Origin of the sequence: Flavobacterium lotistagni (genome assembly GCF_011392125.1) — a bacterium.
GTDB lineage: Bacteria > Bacteroidota > Bacteroidia > Flavobacteriales > Flavobacteriaceae > Flavobacterium > Flavobacterium lotistagni.
Genome location: NZ_JAAJBU010000001.1, coordinates 177,536 through 199,456, shown reverse-complemented (window position 1 = coordinate 199,456; position 21,921 = coordinate 177,536). Strand labels below are relative to the sequence as shown.

Here is a 21,921-nt window from a genome sequence, read left to right as displayed (position 1 = left end):
ACTGGAATTATGCTGTACTATCTTTTTGAATACCTCGACAAAACGATGAACATCCCGGGAGCTGGGGTTTTCCAATACATTACGTTCCGTTCGGCGCTGGCCATATTGCTCTCGCTGACCCTTTCGACCATTTACGGGAAACGCATCATCGGATTTTTGAGAAACCAACAAGTGGGCGAAACCGTGCGTGAACTAGGATTGGCAGGGCAAAACGAGAAAGCCGGAACGCCAACCATGGGCGGACTCATCATCATTTTTGCAACTTTGATTCCGGTGTTGCTGCTGACCAAACTCAACAACATTTATATCATCTTGTTGATTGTTACGACACTTTGGATGGGAACGATCGGGTTTATCGACGATTATATCAAGATTTTCAAAAAAGACAAACAAGGTCTCAAAGGGATTTTCAAAGTCATCGGCCAAGTCGGTTTAGGGTTGATTGTCGGCACAGTACTTTATACACATCCCGGAGTCACGATTCGAAAAGAAGCACCGAAAAGTATCATGCTGAATCAAACCGAAAACGTGATTTCGCAAGTGCCGCTCGAAGAAAAATCAACTGCGACGACGATTCCGTTTGTTAAGAATAACGAACTAGATTATGCCGAACTGCTTTCTTGGATGGGCGACGGCTACGAAAACTGGGCTTGGATTGTATTCATTCCGATTGTGATATTCATCATCACCGCAGTATCCAACGGAGCCAACCTCACCGACGGAATTGACGGATTAGCAGCCGGAACTTCAGCCGTTTCGGTACTCGCGCTCGGGATTTTCACTTTCGTTTCGGGTAACATTATTTTCTCTAGTTATCTCAACATTATGTACATCCCGAATTCGGGCGAGATGACCGTGTTCATTGCATCTTTCGTCGGGGCATTGATTGGGTTTCTTTGGTACAATTCTTATCCGGCATCTGTATTTATGGGCGATACCGGTAGTTTGACCATCGGCGGAATTATCGCGGTTTTGGCCATTGCGGTGCGCAAGGAATTGATGATTCCGCTACTCTGCGGGATTTTCCTGGTCGAGAATTTCTCGGTGGTTTTGCAAGTTTCCTATTTCAAGTGGACCAAAAAGAAATATGGCGAAGGTCGCCGGATTTTCCTGATGTCGCCGCTGCACCATCATTACCAGAAGAAAGGTTACCATGAAAGTAAAATTGTAACGCGCTTCTGGATTGTCGGGATTTTGCTTGCGATTCTATCCATTGTGACTTTAAAGTTGAGATAATGCAAAGGCTGGTCATTCTTGGCGGAGGCGAAAGTGGTGTCGGAACCGCCATCCTCGGAAAACAAAAAGGTTATGATGTCTTTGTGTCTGATTTTGGAAAGATCAAAGATCACTATAAAGAAGTTCTTACTATTAATGGCATCAAGTGGGAAGAGGAAACCCACACCGAAAAAAAAGTCCTCAGTGCCGATGTGGTCATGAAAAGCCCAGGTATTCCAGACAAATCACCGATAGTGAAACAGCTCAAGGAAAAAGGCATTCCCGTGATTTCAGAAATCGAATTCGCTGCGCCGTTCACCAAGGCCAAAATCGTCGGGATAACTGGGAGTAACGGCAAAACAACCACCACGATGCTCACGTATCACTTGCTCAAATCAGCAGGTTTGAATGTCGGGCTCGGCGGCAACATCGGAAAGAGCTTCGCCTGGCAGGTGGCCGAAAACCAGTACGATTATTATGTACTCGAATTAAGCAGTTTCCAGCTCGACGGCATCATCGATTTCAAGCCGCACATCGCAGTGCTAACGAATATCAGCCCGGACCATCTGGACCGCTATGATTACAAATACGAAAATTACATCGCCTCGAAATTCCGCATCACGATGAATCAAGACGCCAATGATTATTTCATCTATGACGCAGACGACGAGGCCATCCAAACCTGGCTCAAACAAAACAAAACTAATGCTCAATTGATTCCTTTCTCGCTGACCCAGAAGTTCGAAAAAGGAGCTTATTTAAACCAAAATAAAATGGAAGTAAACATCAACGAAGAAGAATTCATCATGGACACCGAACATATTGCGCTCGAAGGCAAGCACAATATGAAGAACGCCATGGCCGCATCATCGGTAGCCAAACTGATGCAGATTCGCAAGGAAACCATCCGCGAGAGCCTGTCGAATTTCCAAGGCGTTGAACACCGTCTGGAAAAAGTGCTCAAAATTCAGAACGTGCAGTACATCAACGATTCGAAAGCCACGAACGTCAATGCGACTTTTTTTGCTCTCGATAGCATGAACGCGCCCACAGTCTGGATTGTCGGTGGTGTCGATAAAGGCAACGATTATTCAGAACTGATGTCGCTCGTGCACGAGAAAGTCAAGGCGATCATTTGCTTGGGCGTCGACAACAAAAAAATCATCGATGCGTTCGGCAACGTGGTCGATGTGATGGTCGAGGTCGATTCGATGGCCGCTGCAGTGAAAATGGCGCAAAGACTAGCTGAGAAAGGCGATAACGTGTTGTTGTCACCGGCCTGCGCGAGTTTCGATCTGTTCGAGAATTACGAAGACCGAGGCCGCCAGTTCAAATACGCGGTGCAGAATTTATAATTTTTTCAGGAGCCGGATTTGATATTAAGAGGAGGAAGCCCAGTGGGCTTCAGGTATAAAAAACGTCGATTGAATAAGTGATTTGAATTTTACAACGAGTGCCCGCGTTAGGGATTGCAGCAAGTACCGTGTACTGCGCAAAGCCCGACCCATAGGGGAACGCCCAAAAATAAATCCAACAACAATCAACAAAGAACTATCAACCCATGTTGCAACTCATTAAAAACCTCAAAGGAGACAAAGTCATCTGGACCTTCGTGGCCCTTTTGGCGCTTTTCTCGTTTATGCCGGTTTTTAGTGCCAGTAGCAACTTGGCCTATATGGGTCACGGTACCGGAAATACTCTGGGTTATCTGGTGAAGCATTTCGCGCACATTTGCATCGGGTTTATGATTATTTACTGGGTACATAAAGTGCCGTATCATTATTTCAGGGCATTATCACTAGTGGCGCTTCCGGTAGTTTGGGCTTTGCTGGCTTATACTTTAATTAAAGGAACAGTCATCGCCGGAGCCAACGCCAGTCGCTGGATTCAAGTACCGTTCATCGGAATCACTTTCCAGACTTCCACTTTAGCGATGATTGTGCTGATGGTGTTCGTCGCGCGTTATTTATCCAAGAAAAGAGAAACACCCGTTACTTTCAAAAACTCGTTGTGGGAATTGTGGCTGCCGGTTTTCATCACTTTAGGATTCATACTTCCGGCGAACTTTTCAACAGCCGCTTTGATGTTTTCGATGGTGTTAATGCTGGTGTTCATCGGCAAATATCCACTGAAATATATCGGGCTGATTATCGCAGCCGGTGTCATGGCTTTAGTGCTTTTTGTTCTAATCAGCAAGGCTTTTCCCGATGCGAAGTTCTTCAGCCGCGTGAAAACCTGGGAAAGCCGTTTGGAGAGTTTTACCTCAAAAGACGCAGAAAAAGATACTGATGACGAACATTACCAGATCGAGAAAGCCAAAATCGCGATTGCATCGGGCGGAATACAAGGGCTCGGGCCGGGAAAAAGCGTACAGAAAAACTTCCTACCGCAGTCTTCCTCAGATTTTATCTATGCTATCATTGTTGAAGAATACGGCCTCATCGGCGGTTTGACAGTTTTGGGGTTGTATATGCTGTTGTTTTTCCGTTTCATCGTCGCGGCACACAAAGCCAATTCGCTGTTCGGAAAATTGGTCGTAGTCGGGCTCGGATTCCCGATTGTTTTCCAGGCGCTGATTAACATGGCTGTAGCGGTCGAACTTTTACCGGTTACCGGACAAACCCTGCCGCTAATCAGTAGCGGTGGAAGTTCGATCTGGATGACTTGTATCGCTCTGGGAATCATCATCGGCGTCACCAAAAAAGAAGAAGAAATTGCCGCAGAACTAGACGAAAAACAAAAACGCGAGGAAACTCTCAAACGCATGATCGATGCGCAAATAGAACGTGAAGAAAAAGCAGAACAAGAATTGCGCGAACTAGAAGCAGCAAAAGTAAACGGTTATTCCATCGAAGACGAATCCAACCCGATGAACGCTGTTATCGGCAAACCTTAGCACCTTTTAGAAAATGGCCCATCCAAAATTCATCTTAAGCGGCGGCGGCACAGGCGGACACATTTATCCGGCTATTGCAATCGCCAATGAATTGAAGCAACGTTTTCCCGATGCAGAATTCCTATTTGTAGGAGCCAAAGACAAAATGGAAATGCAAAAGGTGCCACAAGCAGGCTATCCTATTATCGGTTTGTGGATTGCAGGCTTGCAGCGTAGATTCACTTTAGACAATGCATTGTTTCCGATAAAATTGATAAGTAGTTTGATAAAATCACGTTCGATCATTAAGCAATTCAAACCAGATGTGGTGATCGGAACCGGCGGTTTTGCCAGCGGCCCATTGTTGCAATCGGCCAATCGTGCGGGCATTCCGACCGTGGTGCAAGAGCAGAATTCGTATCCGGGCATTACCAATAAAATACTCAGCAAAAAAGCGAAATCAATTTGTGTGGCTTATGAAAACCTGGAGCGTTTTTTCCCAAAGGATAAAATCCGATTGACCGGAAACCCGGTGCGTCAGGATTTGATTGGTATCGATGAGAAAAGAATCGACGCAATAGCCTATTTCAAACTCAACGCGGCCAAGAAAACTTTGTTGGTTTTGGGCGGCAGTTTAGGTTCCAGAAGAATCAACCAGCTCATTGCTAAAGAACTTGATTTCTTTTTATCGCAGGGCATTCAGGTCATCTGGCAATGCGGTAAGTTTTATATTGAAGAATACCAACATTTCAACGAGCTCGAAAACGTTCAGGTGATGGCATTCATTGACAAAATGGATTTGGTTTACGCCGCCGCAGATGTTATCATTTCTCGCGCCGGAGCTTCGTCGGTGTCAGAACTTTGTCTGGTGGGTAAACCGGTGATTTTTATTCCGTCGCCGAATGTGGCAGAAGACCATCAAACCAAAAATGCTAAAGCTATTGTTGACAAAAAAGGTGCGCTGATGCTCAAAGAATCCGAACTCGATGAAAAGTTTGAGAACGTTTTCAGTCATCTCATTGAAAATGAAAGTGAACAAGCAGATTTGTCCAAAAACATCAAATCGCTCGCAAAACCCAACGCGACCAAAGATATCGTAGAAGAAATAGTCAAATTAATAAAGTAAAAGCTCAGGCACTAAAGCACTCAGCAACTAAGACACTCAAAAATGAACTTGAACCAAATCCATAACGTTTTCTTTATCGGCATCGGAGGCATCGGTATGAGCGCGCTCGCCCGGTATTTCAAAACCATCGGCAAGAACGTTTGTGGCTACGATAAAACCGAAACCGAGCTTACTAAAGAATTGCAACAAAGTGGTATCGACATTCATTTTGAAGACAAAATCGCACTGATTCCGCAAGATTTTTACACCGAAAATACACTGGTGATTGTAACGCCGGCCATTCCGATTGCGCATTCGCAGTGGAACTTTTTCTTAGAACGAGGTTTTCAAATTAAGAAAAGAGCAGAAGTGCTGGGCATCATTACCAAAGATACTTTCTGTTTTGCAGTTGCCGGCACACACGGGAAAACAACGACTTCAAGCATTCTCGGGCATGTTTTGTTTCAAAGCGGCGTGGATGTGACGGCTTTTGTAGGTGGAATCGTGGAGAACTACGACTCGAATCTAATTGGAAATGGCAAAACGGTTACCGTAGTTGAAGCCGATGAGTTCGATCGTTCGTTTTTGCATTTGCATCCGGATATTGCTTGTGTCACTTCAACCGACGCCGATCATTTGGATATTTATGGCGATAAAGCCTCGATTGAAGCATCGTTTGCAGAGTTTGCCGATAAAGTCGAAGATAAAAACAAACTGTTTATAGCGAAAGGATTGCATTTAAAAGGAATGGCTGTCGCTGTTAATGAAGATGCAGACTTCAAAGCGTTCAACGTCAGAATTGAAAACAGCCAATATGTTTTTGATGTGCAAACTCCTTCCGAAATAATTACTGACATCCGATTCAGTTTGCCCGGAAAACACAATTTGATGAACGCGCTTATGGCTTTGGCGATGGCTAGCAGTTATGGTGTGCATTCAGAAGATATCAAGCGTGCCTTGGCTTCGTTTACCGGAATCCGCAGAAGGTTTTCGTTCCAGATTAAAACCGATGATTTGGTTTATGTTGATGACTATGCCCATCATCCGACCGAAATTGATGCCGTGCACCAAGCGGTTCGCGAGTTGTATCCGGGGCAAAAAGTACTTGCGGTTTTCCAGCCGCATTTGTTTAGCCGAACCAAAGATTTTGCCGATGGTTTTGCTGAGAGTTTATCGAAGTTCGACGAGATTATTTTGCTCGATATTTATCCGGCGCGCGAGTTGCCGATGGAAGGAATTACCTCTTCTTGGCTCATGAAAAAAATGACCAATCCGAATGTGAAATTAGTTTCAAAAAACGATTTGATCCATACCATTTCAAACAGCGATGCAACAGTGATTGCCACCATTGGCGCGGGCGATATAGGAGAATTAGTCAAACCCATTAAAAAAGCTTTATTGTCATGAAAATCTTCAAATGGGATAACCTGAGATTGGTGCTAATGTTTGCATTAGTGGCGTTTTTGTATTCGTTCACTTCGATGCGAAATGAGCACCGTAAATTGGCCAAATCTGTCGTGGTTTTTACAGATGATTCGAACCCGTTTATTCGGCAGGAAGCGGTTAATAAATTGTTAATAGAAAATAAAACCGACGCTTCAGCCATCCAAAAAGTTGATTTAGATTTGAACCAATTGGAAAAGTCTATCAATGCCAACCCAATGATTGAAAAATCTGAGGTTTTTGTCAGTATAGACGGGGTTCTTAAAGCAGTGGTGAAACAGAAAACGCCCATTGCCAGGCTCTTCAATGAAACCGGTTCGTTTTATATTGACTATCAGGGAAGTATTATGCCTTTGTCTGACGAATTTACGGCGAGAGTTCCAATTGTTTCGGGGGAAATTAACAAATTACATCAGGACGAATTTAGCCAATTATTAAGGTTTGTTTACGACGATGACTTTTTGAAAAAAAACATCATTGGTATCCAAATCTCGCCGTCTGGTAGATTGAAAATGCGCAATAGGAATTTCGATTATGAAATTGAATTTGGCCAAACGGTCAATATCGAACGAAAATTCAACAACTATAAAGCGTTTTATCAGAAGGCTGTTCAGGATAGTTCGTTGCACCAATACAAAAAGATTAATCTGACCTTTACCCAGCAGGTTGTTTGCACTAAATAAGTGATTATGGAAAATGAAAATATTGCAGTAGGTCTTGACATAGGAACCACCAAGATTGTGGCCATGATTGGCAAGAAAAACGAATACGGCAAATTGGAAATCCTCGGGGTAGGAAAATCCAAAAGCCTTGGTGTGGCACGCGGTGTTGTGAATAACATCACCCAAACCATTCATTCTATCCAGCAAGCAATTCTCGAGGCGGAAAACAATTCGGGTTACAGAATCAAAGATGTGGTAGTTGGTATTGCCGGGCAACACATTCGCAGCATCCAACACAGCGATTACATCAGCCGCAGCAATGCCGAAGAAGTGATTGGTGGCAAAGACATCGACATGCTGATCAACCAAGTCCATAAATTGGCGATGCTTCCCGGTGAGGAAATCATCCACGTATTGCCGCAAGAATTCAAGATCGACGGACAATCTGACATCAAAGAGCCGATCGGTATGTACGGCGGCCGTTTGGAAAGCAGTTTCCACGTAGTAGTTGGGCAAGCTTCATCCATCAGAAATGTTGGAAGATGCATTCAGAGTTCCGGCATTGAATTGTCAGGATTAACTCTGGAACCACTAGCTTCTGCTGATGCCGTATTGAGTCAAGAAGAAAAAGAAGCCGGAGTAGCACTGATTGATATTGGTGGCGGAACCACAGATTTAGCCATTTTCAAAGATGGCATTATTCGCCATACCGCAGTAATTCCGTTCGGAGGAAATGTCATCACGGACGACATCAAAGAAGGTTGTTCTATCATCGAAAAACAAGCGGAACTTCTGAAAATCAAATTCGGTTCGGCTTGGCCAGGAGAAAATAAAGACAACGAAATCGTTTCCATTCCAGGATTGCGCGGAAGAGAACCTAAGGAAATTTCATTGAAGAACCTTTCGAAAATCATTCACGCCCGAGTGGTGGAAATCATTGAGCAAGTGTTTGCCGAAATTAAAGCCTACGGTCACGAAGATCCACGCAAGAAACTCATCGCCGGCATCGTTTTAACCGGCGGCGGTGCGAATCTGAAACACCTCAAACAACTCGTAGAATACATCACCGGAATGGACACCAGAATCGGTTATCCGAACGAGCATTTGGCCGGTAATTCAGACGAAGAAATTTCAAGTCCATTATATGCAACAGCAGTTGGGCTCGTAATGAACAGCATCGAGAACAAGACCCAAAGCGCGGTCAAGAAAGAAACTACTGTGGTTCCTGAAAAAGTTACGTTCCAGCAGGAGCGCACTTTTGAGCCTTTCGATATTCCGAAAGCGGAGTCCGAAGTTACATTCGAGAAAGCCGAAGAAGTCAAAGAAGTGGTTCAGCCCAAAACCGAAGCAGTAGTCGAAGAAGCTGTTTTCAGGCCAGAATCGACTGAGGTTAAAATCAGAAGATCGTTCTTCGATAAATACGTAGACAAGATCAAAGAATTTTTAGACAACGCAGAATAGTCCCACCAGAAGCACAATAGAATAAGAATATCAAAAACCAAAAATTATGACAAGCAACTCAGATTTTGGAAACATCTCGTTTGATTTACCTAAAAATCAATCCAACGTCATTAAAGTCATCGGAGTAGGTGGTGGCGGGAGCAACGCTATTAATCACATGTTCCGTCAAGGAATCAAAGGAGTAGATTTTATCGTTTGCAACACCGATTCACAAGCGCTACAGAACAGTGCCGTGCCCAATAAAATTCAATTGGGTGTGAACCTCACTGAAGGTTTGGGCGCTGGAGCGAATCCGGAAGTAGGCCAACAATCAGCAATCGAAAGTATTGCCGATATCGAGAAAATGCTCGACACCAACACCAAGATGGTTTTCATTACCGCTGGTATGGGCGGAGGTACAGGAACCGGTGCTGCTCCTGTGATTGCGCAACTGGCCAAAGAAAGAGATATTCTTACGGTGGGTATCGTGACAATTCCTTTTCAGTTCGAAGGGAAAGTTCGTTCAGACCAAGCGCTTTTAGGTGTGGAAAAACTGCGCAAGCAAGTGGATTCTTTGATTGTCATCAACAATAATAAATTAAGAGAAGTATACGGCAATTTAGGTTTTAAAGCCGGGTTCTCTAAAGCCGATGAAGTTTTGGCTACAGCCTCACGTGGTATCGCTGAAGTCATCACACACCACTATACACAAAACATTGACTTGAAAGATGCGAAAACCGTGCTTTCTAACAGCGGAACGGCCATCATGGGATCGGCTACTGCTATGGGGGAGAATCGCGCCAAGGAAGCCATCATCGCTGCATTGGATTCGCCACTTTTGAACGACAATAAAATCACCGGTGCCAAAAACGTATTGTTGCTTATCGTTTCCGGAACCAACGAAATTACCATTGACGAAATCGGAGAAATCAACGACCATATCCAAACTGAAGCCGGTTTCAACGCCAACATCATTATGGGTGTCGGAGAAGACGAAACCCTTGGAGATGCTATCGCGGTAACTATTATCGCTACAGGCTTCAACGTCGAGCAACAAAACGAAATCGTCAATACTGAGCCGAAGAAAATCATTCACTCGCTTGATGGTGAGCACAAATTAGAGCGTGATTTGACCAACAAACCTGTGGCAGCTTTCCAATTGGATACTGAAGTAGAAAAACCAGTAGTTACGGCACAAGAAGAGGAGAAAATCGTTTTTGAACTCATTGAAGACGAGGCGAATGAAATTAAAGCAGTAGAGGAAACGTCGGTTGTTCAACAGGTTGAAGAGCCTGTCATGATCGACAATAACGAACTCATTGTCATGACCGAGTTCATCAAAAGCTTGGATGTGACTTTCGAAATCGTATCACCAGAGCGACCGCTTGATTTTGAAATTTCAAAACCTGTGGCTGAAATCAAAAATACCAATGACATCAAAGTCATCGACGCTACTGAAGTGAAACAAGAACAAGTGTCGTTTACTTTTGATTTACCTATCAGCAAACCTATTGAAACACCTCTAGAAGACGAAAATAAAGTGCTTTTTGAACTCACTAGCGAAACCAAAGATATTGTGGTTAACCAAGCGGTTCAGGTGGTGCCAATGACAGAGCTTAACGAGAATGGCATTATCAAATATTCGCTTGAGGAGTATATGGAATTGGAGAACGAGCTACTCAATTCAAAGCCCGTTGATAATATTGCTGCTGAGCCAGTAGCACCAGAACTTGACATCACCATGAAGCAAGTAGAGGAAGTATCAAATTTCTCTGCTGCATTTGAAGATGTTTCACCTGTAGAAATGTCTATCGAAGAGTCACTCAGAGTACGCGCTGATGAAAGAAGAAGAAAGTTGAAAGAGTTCAATTACAAATTCCATAACAACCCATCGCGCATGGAAGAATTTGAAAAAGAACCCGCTTACAAAAGATTGGGAATCGATATCTCAACCGGTCCAAAAGACAATAGTACTTCGCGTACTTCCTTGGGCACAGATAGCAATGACGACATCCAGTTGCGTTCGAATAATTCCTTCTTGCACGACAATGTAGATTAGCGAATATTTCCCAAATCGCTGCAAATATCCCGAAAATCCCCTCGAATTTTCGGGATATTTTTTTGGATAGCTTTTTTAGTTTACCTTGCGCAGACAATCAAAAGTTACTACCTAAAAACAAATTTAAACCCAATGAAAAACACTAAAAAAATCTTTACACTGATTGCAGCGGTTGCTGTAAGTTCAGCTTCGCAAGCACAATTGGGCGGCATGCTTAAAAAAGCCGCTAAGAATGCAGCTACAGAACAAGTTACTAAAGCCGCTACAGGAAATGCAACTTCCTCGTCTTCTGGTTCAGGTATTGCAGGAGTGGGCGGTGGAAGTGTTGCTTTGGACTGGAAACAATATCCAATGACACCAGCCATCACCATGAAATCTTTGCTTGAAGGCACAGAAGTTTCGCCAACCGGAAACCTCCGAATGAATTTCTACCGCGCGACTTTCATTCCCAACAAAAAAGCTTCTGGTGGAAATGTAGATATGATTTACGACAAAAATGTTTTGACGACCAAAATCTACATCAATGACCAATTAGAAAAGGAAGCTACTTATCCTAACGGAAGCTACTTCAACGAAGGCAAGCAAAATACTTATCAGGATGACAGAAACGACTCAGACATCCAGCTCAGCAAAGAAGGTAAATACCGTATTGATTTCTATGCAGGCGGACAACATTTCTACAGCTTTGACTTCGATGTGTTCAAGAAAGTCGATTCAGATCCCTACGCAGCCAACAATACTCTGTGGTTCTCTAAAGGGCCATGGGAAAAATGGGCATATGTAACACCACAAACTTCTGGGAATTTCATCTTTGGTTTTTATTTGATGCATACCGATGCCAAACCAGATCCGAACAACCCAAGGAAGACTTCTAAAAGTATCAATTGGTATCCTGAGTTGATGCAGAACGGAAAAGTAATCTCCGAGAAAAACAAGAAAACTTCTATCGTCAAACAAGGCGAGTGGGAAGATTGTTCTACTTCAGTCAAATTAATTGGCGGTAAAGATTTCCTTAAAATCAACGAACTTAAAGATGGCAATTACACCATGAAAGTTACCGTTGATGGAGAAGCAGCCCCAAGAATGTACGATTTCAAAATGGCTGGTGGCAACATTGTTCAGTGCGACAAACAAGATCGAGCTAAGAACACCGATCCAAAAGCTTTGGTAGAAGGCTGGAACAATTACTTCTGGATGGAGCGCAAATAATCCACCTAGAATCCTTTAAAAAATACCCCGAAAATTTAATTGGTTTTCGGGGTTTTTTGTTTTTGGCCGGGTGTGGTGGTCTAACATTTTTTTGTAGTTTTGTCGGGCCTTAATCCGGCTGTTCGCTATATCTTTTTAAATGTGCTGGGTTTCAAAAAACCCAACACATTTAAAAAGGATGCCGCTGCCATCCGGGGCAGGGCTACAGTTTTCATAACCAATACTTTCTCAAAATGAGTTTATCCACCACCATCATGGAGCACATCAAAGATGCCATGAGAGCCAAAGATACCGTAGCACTCGAAGCTTTAAGAGCGGTTAAGTCAGCCTTATTGCTGGCCCAAACCGAAAGCGGTGCCAAAGAAGAAATTTCTGAAGAAGAAGAAATCAAATTATTACAACGTTTGGTCAAGCAAAGAAAAGACAGCGCCGCGATTTATACCGAGCAAGGCCGTGCCGATTTAGCCGAACCCGAACTAGCCCAATTGGCTGTTATCGAGAAATTCTTACCCGCTCAAATGACCGAGTCAGAAGTAGAAGCTGCAGTAGCGAAAATACTTTCAGAAAACGGTTTGTCAGGCATGGCGGCTATGGGTCAAGTCATGGGCATCGCCTCCAAAGCACTAGCCGGCAAAACCGATGGTAAAACCATATCCACAGTAGTCAAAAAACTATTGGCGTAAATAGGATTTTAAGATTACAGAACTATAAGATTGATCATCCTAAAGTCTCAAAATCTTACAGTCTTACAATCCCCAAAAAACGGCTGCGTAGTTCAACGGATAGAATGTCAGATTCCGGTTCTGATGATGGAGGTTCGAGTCCTCCCGCGGTCACGAATAAAACCTAACACCCTAAGAAAATATCCAAGCTCGCTTGAGTATTTTCTTAGGGTGTTAGGTTTTTCAAAGCGGAGCATTTGAGGCCCGACGTAGTCAATCCTCTCGTGTCAAAACTAGAACAAGTTCCAAGCTCGCTTGAGTATTTTCTTAGGGTGTTAGGTTTTTCAAAGCGGAGCATTTGAGGCCCGACGTAGTCAATCCTCTCGTGTCAAAACTAGAACAAGTTCCAAGCTCGCTTGAGCATTTTCTTAGAGCAGTTTGTTTTTCAAAGCGGAGCATTTGAGGCCCGGCGCAGTCAATCTTGTACGCAGGTAATTTGATCTCTTTAATATCAAAAAGCAATCATCACAGACAACTTTCGATTACCTGATATTAATCATCTTCTGTCAATCGGCTAAATCGTAATTTTAATACTGTAACCTAAAATTCAGTATTATGAAACAACGCGTTCCGGTATCGACCATTATGTCCAAAAATCTTATCAAGCTTAACCTTTCTGATGACTTGACCAAAGCCGAGGCACTTTTTAAAAAACACCATATCCGTCATATTCCCGTGGTCAACGGCAATAAAATTCTGGGTATGCTCAGTTATACCGACCTTCTCAGGATTGCCTATGCCGACGCGGTGGATGAAAATGAAATCGCGGTAGATGTGACGGTATACAATATGTTTTCGATTGAACAGGTCATGGCTCGCAAGTTAGTCACCATTACTCCCGAAACCACCATTAAGGAAGCTGCAGAAATTCTGTCGGTTAACGAATTTCACGCTTTGCCGGTCGTGGAGGGCGAGTTGTTGGTAGGGATTGTTTCTACTACAGATTTGATTCGTTACCTGATTGAACAGTATTAGTTTATTTTTCATTTATTTATCTAATTGGTAGAATTGGCGAAACAGGAGAAAGCATTCGGACTTTTTCCTGTTTTTTTTATATTAAAATAGCATAGATTCCTTATTTATCTATCTTTGAATCAGACTAAAAATCAAAACCTTATGAAGATAAAATTGCCATTCAGTTTGTTTTTAATATTAATCTTCTCTGTAGCCAAAGCAGCCGCACCGCCCAACGCGACGATTTACTATCCATATCCTTGGTGTACTGGATGGGGAGATTTACAGGTCATCCTTGAGGGAACAACTGGCGGCACTTTTTCTGCCACACCGGGCTTAGTTATCAATCCAGTTACGGGAACCATATCGCCCGGGCAAAGCGCAGCAGGGACATTTACGGTGAATTACACTATTGCCTCAACTCCAGAAGACCCTGCGTTTGTATGTACGACAACGGTGGTTATATTGGCAGAGATGATTCCGATGTTCTCGTTCCCTACCAATTATTGTACAGAAAGTCAGATCCCGAATTTTCCGGTCACTTCTGATAATGGCATAACCGGTACTTGGTCGCCCGCAATTAACAACCAGTTCACGACGACATATACTTTTACACCAGACGCTAGCCAATGCGCCAATACCACCAGCATTACCATCTTTATTGAAGATACTATTCAGCCCGAGTTTGGTTTTAACGGCAATAGTTTTTGCCAAGGCACAGCACCCACTTTGCCTACTACTTCGCTCAACGGAATCACAGGGAGCTGGAATCCATCGGTTGTCACTACCAGCGGTGCTTATACTTTTACCCCAGATGCCGGGCAATGTGCGATACCAAGAACAGATTTTTTTACAGTAAATCCATCGCCTACCGCCACGATTTCGGCCACTTCTCCGATTTGTCAAGGGCAGTCTGCGACGGTCAACTTTAACGGAACTCCAAACGCGGTAGTCACTTACACCTATAACAGTGGCCCAATGCAGATGATTGTTTTAAATGCTTCAGGAACCGCTACCATAGTTACCCCAGCATTAAGTGCTAGTAGCATGTTTTGTTTAGTGAGTGTTACCAGTAGTGGTATTTTAAATTGTACTACAAGCCTAAGTGGATGTGCAGGTATCAATGTATTACCTCCTTTGGTGGTTATGCCAATGCCGGATGTTACTGTTTGTGATCAGTATACATTACCGCCATTGCAACAAGGAAATTATTATTTGCTCTCAGGCGGCAATGGGCCGATGCTTCAAGCTGGAGATGTGATTACCGCTAGCAGTATGATATATGTGTACTTAAGTAATTCTTGCAGTTCAGTTGAAGATGCTTTTCAAGTAACAGTTATTCCAACCACAATACCAGTAATTGCTACAGATAATAACGTGGATTATATTTATGTTGATGGAAATCAAGTCGCTCAAACTCTACTGCTTAATGCAACCATGTCAGGCAATTATAGCTATCAATGGGCATTGTTCGGAAACGATATCCTTGGGGCAAATGGGCCGACCTATTTGGTCAATACCACGGTTCAAGGGGTACATTCTTATACGGTAAAGGTGACCCATTTAATGGGCGGTTGTACTACGGAATCTTCAGAATTTCATGTTTTCGAAACACCAGTTCCGGCTCCGGTAGGCGATCCGAATCAAACTTTTACTTTGGGGCAAACTTTGGCCGACGTGGTAGTGTATGGACAAAATATCCAATGGTATGATTCGTTGAACAGAGGGCCGAATTCGGTGCCGCTACCTTTAAGCACGGTTCTACAAGAAGGTGTTACGTACTACGCGACACAAACTATCAACGGGCATGAAAGTCCGTCCGCCTTTAGCATCACGATACAATTTCTTGCAAATGATACTTTTGCTTTCAAAGATTTGAAATTTGGCCCAAATCCGGTTGGTGAAGCGCTACAGATTTCGTCTAAAGACAAGATTCTGAAAGTGACGGTATTGAATCTCATAGGTCAAAAAATCTTGCAGCAAAACATAAATACTCTAGAGTTCAGTTTGCCGATGAGCCAACTCAGAACTGGAAACTATTTCGTTAAACTCGAATCTGACAATAAATCACAAGTCATTAAAATCATCAAGGAATAATTACTTTGAAGTCAGTTGCTTCAAATCAGCAATGGTTTGGGTAGGGTTTTCTGCTTTAAAAACAAAATTTCCAGCTACTAAAACATCAGCGCCGGCAGCCACGAGTTGTGCGGCGTTTTTGTTGGTCACACCGCCATCTACCTCGATGAGTGTAGACGCATTTTTACGGCTGATCATCGCTTTGAGTTTTTCGATTTTGGTGTAGCTATTCTCGATAAACGATTGCCCGCCGAAACCAGGATTCACGCTCATAATGCAAACCAAATCGATGTCGCTGATTAAGTCTTCGAGCAAATCTACATTCGTGTGCGGATTCAAAACCACTCCGGCTTTCATGCCTTCTGCTTTAATTGCTTGTATTGTGCGATGCAGGTGATTGCAGGCTTCATAATGCACACTCAGGATATTGGCACCCAAATCTGCAAAGGTTTTGATATAACGGTCTGGGTCGATGATCATCAAATGCACGTCGATGGTTTTTTTTGCGTGTTTGGTGATGGCTTCCAAAACGGGCATACCGAAGGAAATATTCGGCACGAAAACACCGTCCATGATGTCGATGTGGAACCAGTCGGCTTGTGATTGGTTGATCATTTCAATATCGCGTTGCAGGTTCGCGAAATCAGCGGCTAGAATCGACGGGGCGATGATGGTATTGCTCATAGTAGTAGTTGTGTTGATGGTGCAAAAATAAGGTTTTTGTGGATGCGGTAATTTGGTTATGCAGAAAAGTTGTTGGTGCCTCGGGTTGCGTGAAGGATGGGAGCTAAGTGCCGTGCACTGCGGACAGCCTGACCCTTGTGGGCACGCCCTAAATATTAAATAAACATTTCCAAATTATTGCTTTGCGCCTTTGCGTCTTTGCGAGCCCAAAAATAACGCTCGCAAAGACGCAAAGGCGCAAAGTTCTAGTAGTATATAATTATTTTGAAATTGAAAGAAGCATTAGAAAAAGCAAAACTCCGGACACGAGCGATAGCGAACTGAGCGAAGCTATACCCGAGCACAAAGTGCGAACTGACCGGTGTTTTCACAAATGCTCAACCGGCAAGATATAATAAAAACAAAACTCCGGTAATCAGCCGGAGTTTCAATCATCAATCAAAAAACGAACAGTTAATCAGACTGTTGTTGCGGTAAAAGTATAAATTTCAACTTGAATTCCAAATTCTCGCCCGAGAAAATGGGTATTTTGAAACTTATCCTAAGTAGGTTTTAAGAATCTTGCTTCTGGAGGTGTGTTTCAACCTGCGAATGGCTTTTTCTTTGATTTGGCGCACACGCTCACGCGTTAAGTCAAAAGTTTCGCCAATTTCTTCAAGCGTCATCGGGTGTTGGTCGCCGAGTCCGAAGTACAATCTTACCACGTCTGCTTCCCGAGGCGTTAATGTTTCCAATGAACGCTCGATTTCGGTGCGCAATGATTCGTGGATCAATTCTCTGTCCGGGTTCGGAGATTCGCCTGAACGTAAAACGTCGTATAAGTTTGAATCTTCTCCTTCAACCAGCGGCGCATCCATCGACAAGTGACGACCGGAATTTTTCATGCTTTCCTTGACATCGTTCACGGTCATGTCTAGTTCTTTGGCAATTTCTTCGGCAGACGGCGGGCGCTCGTTGGATTGTTCAAGCAACGCATACATTTTATTGATTTTGTTAATCGAACCGATTTTGTTCAACGGCAAACGAACGATACGTGATTGTTCGGCCAAAGCTTGCAGAATCGATTGACGAATCCACCATACGGCGTAGGAAATGAATTTAAAACCGCGGGTTTCATCAAAACGTTGTGCTGCTTTAATGAGACCCAAGTTGCCTTCGTTAATTAAGTCAGGCAAAGTCAATCCTTGATTTTGATATTGTTTGGCCACCGAAACCACGAAACGCAAGTTCGCTTTGGTGAGTTTCTCTAAGGCGCGTTGGTCTCCGGCTTTGATGCGTTGTGCTAATTCTACTTCTTCATCGGCGGTAATCAAATCGACTTTCCCGATCTCCTGTAAATACTTGTCAAGGGAAGCGGTTTCACGATTGGTTACCTGCTTGGTGATTTTAAGTTGTCTCATGTTTTCGTTTCTTTTTTTAGAGCATACCCGGCTTGTACGGCGCGGGCTACGATAAAGTTACAAAAGCGCGAAATTTTATTTTTTTATTGTGATTTTTGGGGCAATCCCTTTGGGCCGGGCTGTCGCACTCGCTTTTTTGCCCTTGCTGTTTCGGGCTTTTTCTAAAAAATTTCAGACTAGATTTTCAAGAAGTTTCCCTAAGCAAAAAGAGCTCAGACAACTGCTTCCATCCCTATTGCATAGCCTCTAAAAACAAAAACCCACTTCTGAATTTGAAATGGGTTCGTGTTTTAAGTTTCTCTGAGCGTCTATAAAGTTCGGCGCCCGGTCCAGGTGCCAGATTCTTGCAGGTCGTTTTGCCATTGTCCGCTGATGTTGTTTCCAGACATTGAACCGCTAAAACCACCACCGTTGAAGCTACCATTAATTTGGTTTTCAATAAAGCTGCCATTAAGAAATTGAGCTTCGCTTCCTTCTTCATTAGAACGTGAAAGCCCATAAATTTCCTGATCGATTAGAATCAAGTTAAGCGTACCTTGGGCACTGCCAGTATAAGTGCCTTGATAGCATCGCACCAAATCAGTTGAATATTCCTTAATGATATTAAAAGTAGCACCCGGATGCGCCGGAATGGTCGACGATACCACTGCGATATCATCACCGGTTGCCGATACATTCACATCAAAACTCATGTCGCCGCTAGTAAAGGTCAAACCAGTGATTGCTTGGCCTAAGGTAGCGTCTTCTGTACAAGTGAAATTGTAAGTTGTTCCGTCAATCACCAAAACCGCTTTAATAACGTCGCTGTCATTTTTAATGTTAATCAGTACTGTGCCTGAAGATCCGCTAAATACGCCTTTGTAAATCCCAAAATTTTTGGTGTCGAATTCAGCTTTAGCCATTGGAGTACTTGATAAACTGCTACTGCTGCTGCTATCTGAATCGCTTGAGCAACCGATGCAAAAAATACCAATTAAGAGTAGGGTAAAGATTTTTTTCATAATAATTAAGGATTGTTGTTTAGTTGAAGCTAAAGATAGCCATTCTATGTGGGTTGCAGGAAAAGGATTTAGTTAAAATCGATAAACGCAAATTAAAATCGTCGAAAAGAGCCGAAACAAAAAACCCGCCTTTCGTTTTTGGAAAAGCGGGTTTTTCTATCGTTTTGAAATGGAGAAAATTAGTCTTTTTTCTCTTCTCTTGGCGATCTGTTGCCATCTCTCTGTGGGCGATTGCCATCTCTTGGAGGGCGATTTTCGTCTCTAGGTGGGCGGTTTTCATCTCTTGGAGGTCTCGGCAATAAAGCCTTTTTAGAAACTCTTTCCTTTCTGGTTTTAGGATCGATGCCCATGTATTTTACTTCAAACACATCGCCCATTTTTACAATGTCAGACACATTCTCGGTGCGTTCCCAAGCGAGTTCCGAAACGTGAAGCAATACTTCGTTTCCGGGAGCTTGAGTATATTCTACCACCGCTCCGAAATCGAGCATTTTGATGACTTTTACCTCGTAAGTTTCACCCACAACTGGCTTGAATACGATAGAATCGATTTTCGCCAATACTGCTGCGATTCCATCCGGATCGGTTCCTAGGATTTCTACGACACCTTCTTCATTGACTTCGTTAATAACAATCGTAGTTCCGGTAGCTTTCTGTAATTCTTGAATCACTTTTCCACCAGGTCCGATCAACGCGCCGATGAAGGCTCCAGGAATGGTTCTCATAATGATCTTTGGTGCGTGTTTCTTAACGTCTGCTCTAGGCGTTTTGATGGTCTCTACCAATTTACCTAAGATGTGCATACGGCCTTCACGCGCTTGGTTGAGCGCTTGCTCCATGATGTCGTAGCGCAAACCGTCAATTTTGATATCCATTTGACAAGCAGTAATTCCGTCTTTGGTTCCAGTCACCTTGAAGTCCATGTCTCCTAAGTGGTCTTCGTCGCCCAAGATATCTGAAAGTACAGCGAAATTCTGTCCGTCAGTAATCAATCCCATTGCTATTCCAGAAACTGGTTTGGTCATTTGAACTCCGGCATCCATGAGCGCCATTGTTCCGGCACAAACGGTAGCCATCGACGACGAACCGTTGGATTCCAATACTTCCGATACAATTCTAATGGTGTAAGGGCAATCGGCCGGTACCATGTTTTTCAAGGCGCGTTGTGCCAGATTTCCGTGTCCTACTTCGCGACGTGAAGTGCCTCTGAGCGGGCGGGCTTCACCGGTTGAGAATGGCGGGAAATTATAGTGCAAGTAGAATCTTTCTTCTCCTTGCTCTGATGGTGAATCAATAATGTTAGCTTCTCTGGAAGTTCCCAAAGTTACCGTTGCCAAAGCTTGGGTTTCTCCTCTGGTGAACAAAGACGAACCGTGTGCTGATGGCAAGTAATCTACTTCGCACCAGATCGGTCTGATTTCTGTAGTTTTTCTACCATCGAGGCGGATACCTTTTTCAAGGATAACGTTACGAACTGCCTCTTTCTGGGTTTTGTAGATGTATTTGCCTACGAGTTCTGCCAAGTCGGCATTTTCGGCGTATTCTTCTTCGCTCCACAAAGCTTTTACTTCGTCTTTTACTAAAGAGAATTTCTCGCTTCTTTCGCTTTTGGCCGATGCTTCCTGAGCAATCGCATAATATTTATCGTAAGCCGCTGCTTTTACTTTAGCGTAAATAGCTTCGTCTTCCACTTCGCCTTCATATTCGCGGTATGCCGGTGTGCCTACTGCTTCTCTAAGGCGCTGTTGTGCGTGGATTTGAACTTTAATGGCTTCGTGTGCAAATTTGATGGCTTCGATCATTTCGGCTTCTGAGATTTCTTTCATCTCGCCTTCCACCATCGCCACAGAATCTAATGAGGCACCAATCATCATATCGATGTCTGACTGCTCTAATTGTTCTTTGCTTGGGTTGATCATCAGTTTTCCGTCTACACGTGCTACACGCACTTCTGAAATCAGGTTGTAGAACGGAATGTCCGACACTGCCAAAGCTGCTGAAGCTGCTAAACCAGCTAGTGCATCAGGCATAACACTTTCGTCGTGCGACATCAATTGAATCATGACCTGCGTTTCTGCGTGGTAATCATCTGGGAATAACGGGCGCAATACACGGTCAACCAATCGCATGGTCAATACTTCGGCATCGCTCGGACGTGCTTCTCTTTTGAAGAAACCGCCAGGGAAACGCCCTGCTGCTGCAAATTTCTCGCGGTAATCTACCGTAAGAGGCAAAAAGTCTACGCCTGGGTTTGCCGTTCTTGCCGATACCGCTGTTGCCAAGAGCATACAGTCGCCGCAGCGCACCACAACCGAACCGTCGGCTTGTTTTGCTAATTTTCCTGTCTCGATTGAGATGCTTCTGCCATCTCCTAAATCGATCACTTCTTTCTTTACGTTTGGAATCATAAATTTTAATTCTCTTAATTAAACAATGGGTAGTTGTGTTGTTGTTGTAGTTGTTGTGTTACCCAATGAAAAACCAAACTTTTTTTTGCCGATATGTAGTAAAAAAAAGAGGCGCGTGGGCACCTCTTTTTCGATTGATTATTTTCTGATATTCAATTCTTTAATGATCTCACGGTATCTGCTGATGTCTGTTTTCTTCAGATAATCGAGCAAAGCCCTTCTTTTACCTACGAGTTTCACAAGCGAACGCTCGGTGTTGTAATCGTGACGGTTTCTTTTCAAGTGCTCCGTAAGGTGGTTGATGCGGAAAGTGAACAAGGCGATTTGCCCTTCAGCCGAACCGGTGTTCTCTGCTTTTCCTCCGTGTTTTGCGAAAATTTCCGCTTTTACTTCTGATGTTAAGTACATGCCAATATTGTTTAAATGATTTTTATGTATCGATTAGGATTTTCCTAATTCGTGCGCAAAGGTAAAAATAAATCCCAATTACAAAGACCGAATCGCGAATTTATTTTGCTTTTAATTTCATCCGGAGGTGAACGGTTTCCTGCAAGCCCTAGCCCGGATGGTAGCGGCAGCCTTTTGCGTCGGGGTATATTTCGTCAATTTGGCTGAAGGTTTCAGTGGCGCAAAAGCTATAGCGGACAGCCGGAATAGCTTCTGAAAAA

At 43.5% G+C, this 21,921-nt stretch carries 17 protein-coding genes and 1 tRNA gene; 13 read left to right on the top strand and 5 right to left on the bottom strand.

Translation table 11 applies throughout. From position 1 onward, the window contains the following. The first annotated feature begins 9 nt into the window (after positions 1-9). From mraY to G4D82_RS00785, 13 genes are all read left to right on the top strand, one after another. Positions 10-1,236 (top strand): phospho-N-acetylmuramoyl-pentapeptide-transferase, encoded by a 1,227-nt coding sequence (mraY, locus tag G4D82_RS00845; protein WP_166333441.1) that lies wholly within the window; start codon positions 10-12, stop codon positions 1,234-1,236. Further along, entirely contained in the window at positions 1,236-2,570 is a 1,335-nt protein-coding gene (gene murD / locus G4D82_RS00840; protein WP_166333439.1) for a UDP-N-acetylmuramoyl-L-alanine--D-glutamate ligase, read from the top strand. The genes mraY and murD overlap by 1 nt, the downstream gene beginning before the upstream one ends. Positions 2,571-2,776: 206 nt before the next feature. Then, a complete protein-coding gene (locus G4D82_RS00835; RefSeq protein WP_166333437.1) occupies positions 2,777-4,111 on the top strand; it encodes an FtsW/RodA/SpoVE family cell cycle protein in 1,335 nt (444 codons plus the stop codon). Between the two features lie 13 nt (positions 4,112-4,124). Next, complete coding sequence (gene murG, locus G4D82_RS00830; RefSeq protein ID WP_166333435.1) at positions 4,125-5,216, top strand: undecaprenyldiphospho-muramoylpentapeptide beta-N-acetylglucosaminyltransferase; 1,092 nt, start codon at positions 4,125-4,127, stop codon at positions 5,214-5,216. Positions 5,217-5,258: 42 nt separating this feature from the next. Beyond that, a complete protein-coding gene (gene murC / locus G4D82_RS00825) occupies positions 5,259-6,602 on the top strand; it encodes a UDP-N-acetylmuramate--L-alanine ligase (protein WP_166333433.1) in 1,344 nt (447 codons plus the stop codon). Next, complete coding sequence (locus G4D82_RS00820; protein WP_166333430.1) at positions 6,599-7,321, top strand: cell division protein FtsQ/DivIB; 723 nt, start codon at positions 6,599-6,601, stop codon at positions 7,319-7,321. The genes murC and G4D82_RS00820 overlap by 4 nt, the downstream gene beginning before the upstream one ends. Before the next feature lie 6 nt (positions 7,322-7,327). Continuing rightward, positions 7,328-8,761, top strand: a complete 1,434-nt coding sequence (ftsA, locus tag G4D82_RS00815; protein ID WP_166333428.1) for a cell division protein FtsA — start codon at positions 7,328-7,330, stop codon at positions 8,759-8,761. Between the two features lie 46 nt (positions 8,762-8,807). After that, on the top strand, positions 8,808-10,799 hold the full coding sequence (gene ftsZ, locus G4D82_RS00810) for a cell division protein FtsZ (RefSeq protein WP_166333426.1): 1,992 nt from the start codon (positions 8,808-8,810) through the stop codon (positions 10,797-10,799). A gap of 132 nt (positions 10,800-10,931) precedes the next feature. Beyond that, positions 10,932-12,008, top strand: coding sequence for a hypothetical protein (locus G4D82_RS00805; protein WP_166333424.1), 1,077 nt, complete (start codon positions 10,932-10,934; stop codon positions 12,006-12,008). 233 nt (positions 12,009-12,241) lie between these two features. Next, positions 12,242-12,691: a GatB/YqeY domain-containing protein gene (locus G4D82_RS00800; protein ID WP_166333422.1), complete on the top strand. Its 450-nt coding sequence runs from the start codon at positions 12,242-12,244 to the stop codon at positions 12,689-12,691. Between the two features lie 81 nt (positions 12,692-12,772). Beyond that, positions 12,773-12,844 (top strand) — tRNA-Arg (locus tag G4D82_RS00795). 441 nt (positions 12,845-13,285) lie between these two features. Then, positions 13,286-13,705: a CBS domain-containing protein gene (locus tag G4D82_RS00790; protein WP_166333420.1), complete on the top strand. Its 420-nt coding sequence runs from the start codon at positions 13,286-13,288 to the stop codon at positions 13,703-13,705. Positions 13,706-13,846: 141 nt separating this feature from the next. Beyond that, on the top strand, positions 13,847-15,781 hold the full coding sequence (locus G4D82_RS00785; protein ID WP_166333418.1) for a T9SS type A sorting domain-containing protein: 1,935 nt from the start codon (positions 13,847-13,849) through the stop codon (positions 15,779-15,781). Here the strand turns inward: G4D82_RS00785 and rpe are convergent, their stop codons facing one another. From rpe to rpsO, 5 genes are all read right to left on the bottom strand, one after another. Beyond that, entirely contained in the window at positions 15,782-16,444 is a 663-nt protein-coding gene (gene rpe / locus G4D82_RS00780; RefSeq protein WP_166333416.1) for a ribulose-phosphate 3-epimerase, read from the bottom strand. A gap of 536 nt (positions 16,445-16,980) precedes the next feature. Further along, positions 16,981-17,844 carry a sigma-70 family RNA polymerase sigma factor gene (locus G4D82_RS00775; protein WP_007804760.1) on the bottom strand — a complete coding sequence of 288 codons (864 nt, stop codon included), beginning with the start codon at positions 17,842-17,844 and terminating at the stop codon, positions 16,981-16,983. A 308-nt stretch (positions 17,845-18,152) separates the two neighbouring features. After that, the gene (locus G4D82_RS00770) at positions 18,153-18,845 is read right to left on the bottom strand and encodes a hypothetical protein (protein WP_166333414.1); all 693 of its coding nucleotides are present in this window, start codon (positions 18,843-18,845) and stop codon (positions 18,153-18,155) included. Positions 18,846-19,024: 179 nt separating this feature from the next. Then, positions 19,025-21,253 carry a polyribonucleotide nucleotidyltransferase gene (locus G4D82_RS00765; RefSeq protein WP_166333412.1) on the bottom strand — a complete coding sequence of 743 codons (2,229 nt, stop codon included), beginning with the start codon at positions 21,251-21,253 and terminating at the stop codon, positions 19,025-19,027. A gap of 138 nt (positions 21,254-21,391) precedes the next feature. Next, entirely contained in the window at positions 21,392-21,661 is a 270-nt protein-coding gene (rpsO, locus tag G4D82_RS00760; RefSeq protein ID WP_166333410.1) for a 30S ribosomal protein S15, read from the bottom strand. Positions 21,662-21,921: the final 260 nt, after the last annotated feature.

What these genes read in the sequence shown, in the direction of transcription:
- mraY (WP_166333441.1), top strand. Translation starts at nt 10, where the DNA reads ATGCTGTACTATCTTTTTGAATACCTCGACAAAACGATGAACATCCCG.
- murD (WP_166333439.1), top strand. Translation starts at nt 1,236, where the DNA reads ATGCAAAGGCTGGTCATTCTTGGCGGAGGCGAAAGTGGTGTCGGAACC.
- G4D82_RS00835 (WP_166333437.1), top strand. Translation starts at nt 2,777, where the DNA reads ATGTTGCAACTCATTAAAAACCTCAAAGGAGACAAAGTCATCTGGACC.
- murG (WP_166333435.1), top strand. Translation starts at nt 4,125, where the DNA reads ATGGCCCATCCAAAATTCATCTTAAGCGGCGGCGGCACAGGCGGACAC.
- murC (WP_166333433.1), top strand. Translation starts at nt 5,259, where the DNA reads ATGAACTTGAACCAAATCCATAACGTTTTCTTTATCGGCATCGGAGGC.
- G4D82_RS00820 (WP_166333430.1), top strand. Translation starts at nt 6,599, where the DNA reads ATGAAAATCTTCAAATGGGATAACCTGAGATTGGTGCTAATGTTTGCA.
- ftsA (WP_166333428.1), top strand. Translation starts at nt 7,328, where the DNA reads ATGGAAAATGAAAATATTGCAGTAGGTCTTGACATAGGAACCACCAAG.
- ftsZ (WP_166333426.1), top strand. Translation starts at nt 8,808, where the DNA reads ATGACAAGCAACTCAGATTTTGGAAACATCTCGTTTGATTTACCTAAA.
- G4D82_RS00805 (WP_166333424.1), top strand. Translation starts at nt 10,932, where the DNA reads ATGAAAAACACTAAAAAAATCTTTACACTGATTGCAGCGGTTGCTGTA.
- G4D82_RS00800 (WP_166333422.1), top strand. Translation starts at nt 12,242, where the DNA reads ATGAGTTTATCCACCACCATCATGGAGCACATCAAAGATGCCATGAGA.
- G4D82_RS00790 (WP_166333420.1), top strand. Translation starts at nt 13,286, where the DNA reads ATGAAACAACGCGTTCCGGTATCGACCATTATGTCCAAAAATCTTATC.
- G4D82_RS00785 (WP_166333418.1), top strand. Translation starts at nt 13,847, where the DNA reads ATGAAGATAAAATTGCCATTCAGTTTGTTTTTAATATTAATCTTCTCT.
- rpe (WP_166333416.1), bottom strand. Translation starts at nt 16,444, where the DNA reads ATGAGCAATACCATCATCGCCCCGTCGATTCTAGCCGCTGATTTCGCG.
- G4D82_RS00775 (WP_007804760.1), bottom strand. Translation starts at nt 17,844, where the DNA reads ATGAGACAACTTAAAATCACCAAGCAGGTAACCAATCGTGAAACCGCT.
- G4D82_RS00770 (WP_166333414.1), bottom strand. Translation starts at nt 18,845, where the DNA reads ATGAAAAAAATCTTTACCCTACTCTTAATTGGTATTTTTTGCATCGGT.
- G4D82_RS00765 (WP_166333412.1), bottom strand. Translation starts at nt 21,253, where the DNA reads ATGATTCCAAACGTAAAGAAAGAAGTGATCGATTTAGGAGATGGCAGA.
- rpsO (WP_166333410.1), bottom strand. Translation starts at nt 21,661, where the DNA reads ATGTACTTAACATCAGAAGTAAAAGCGGAAATTTTCGCAAAACACGGA.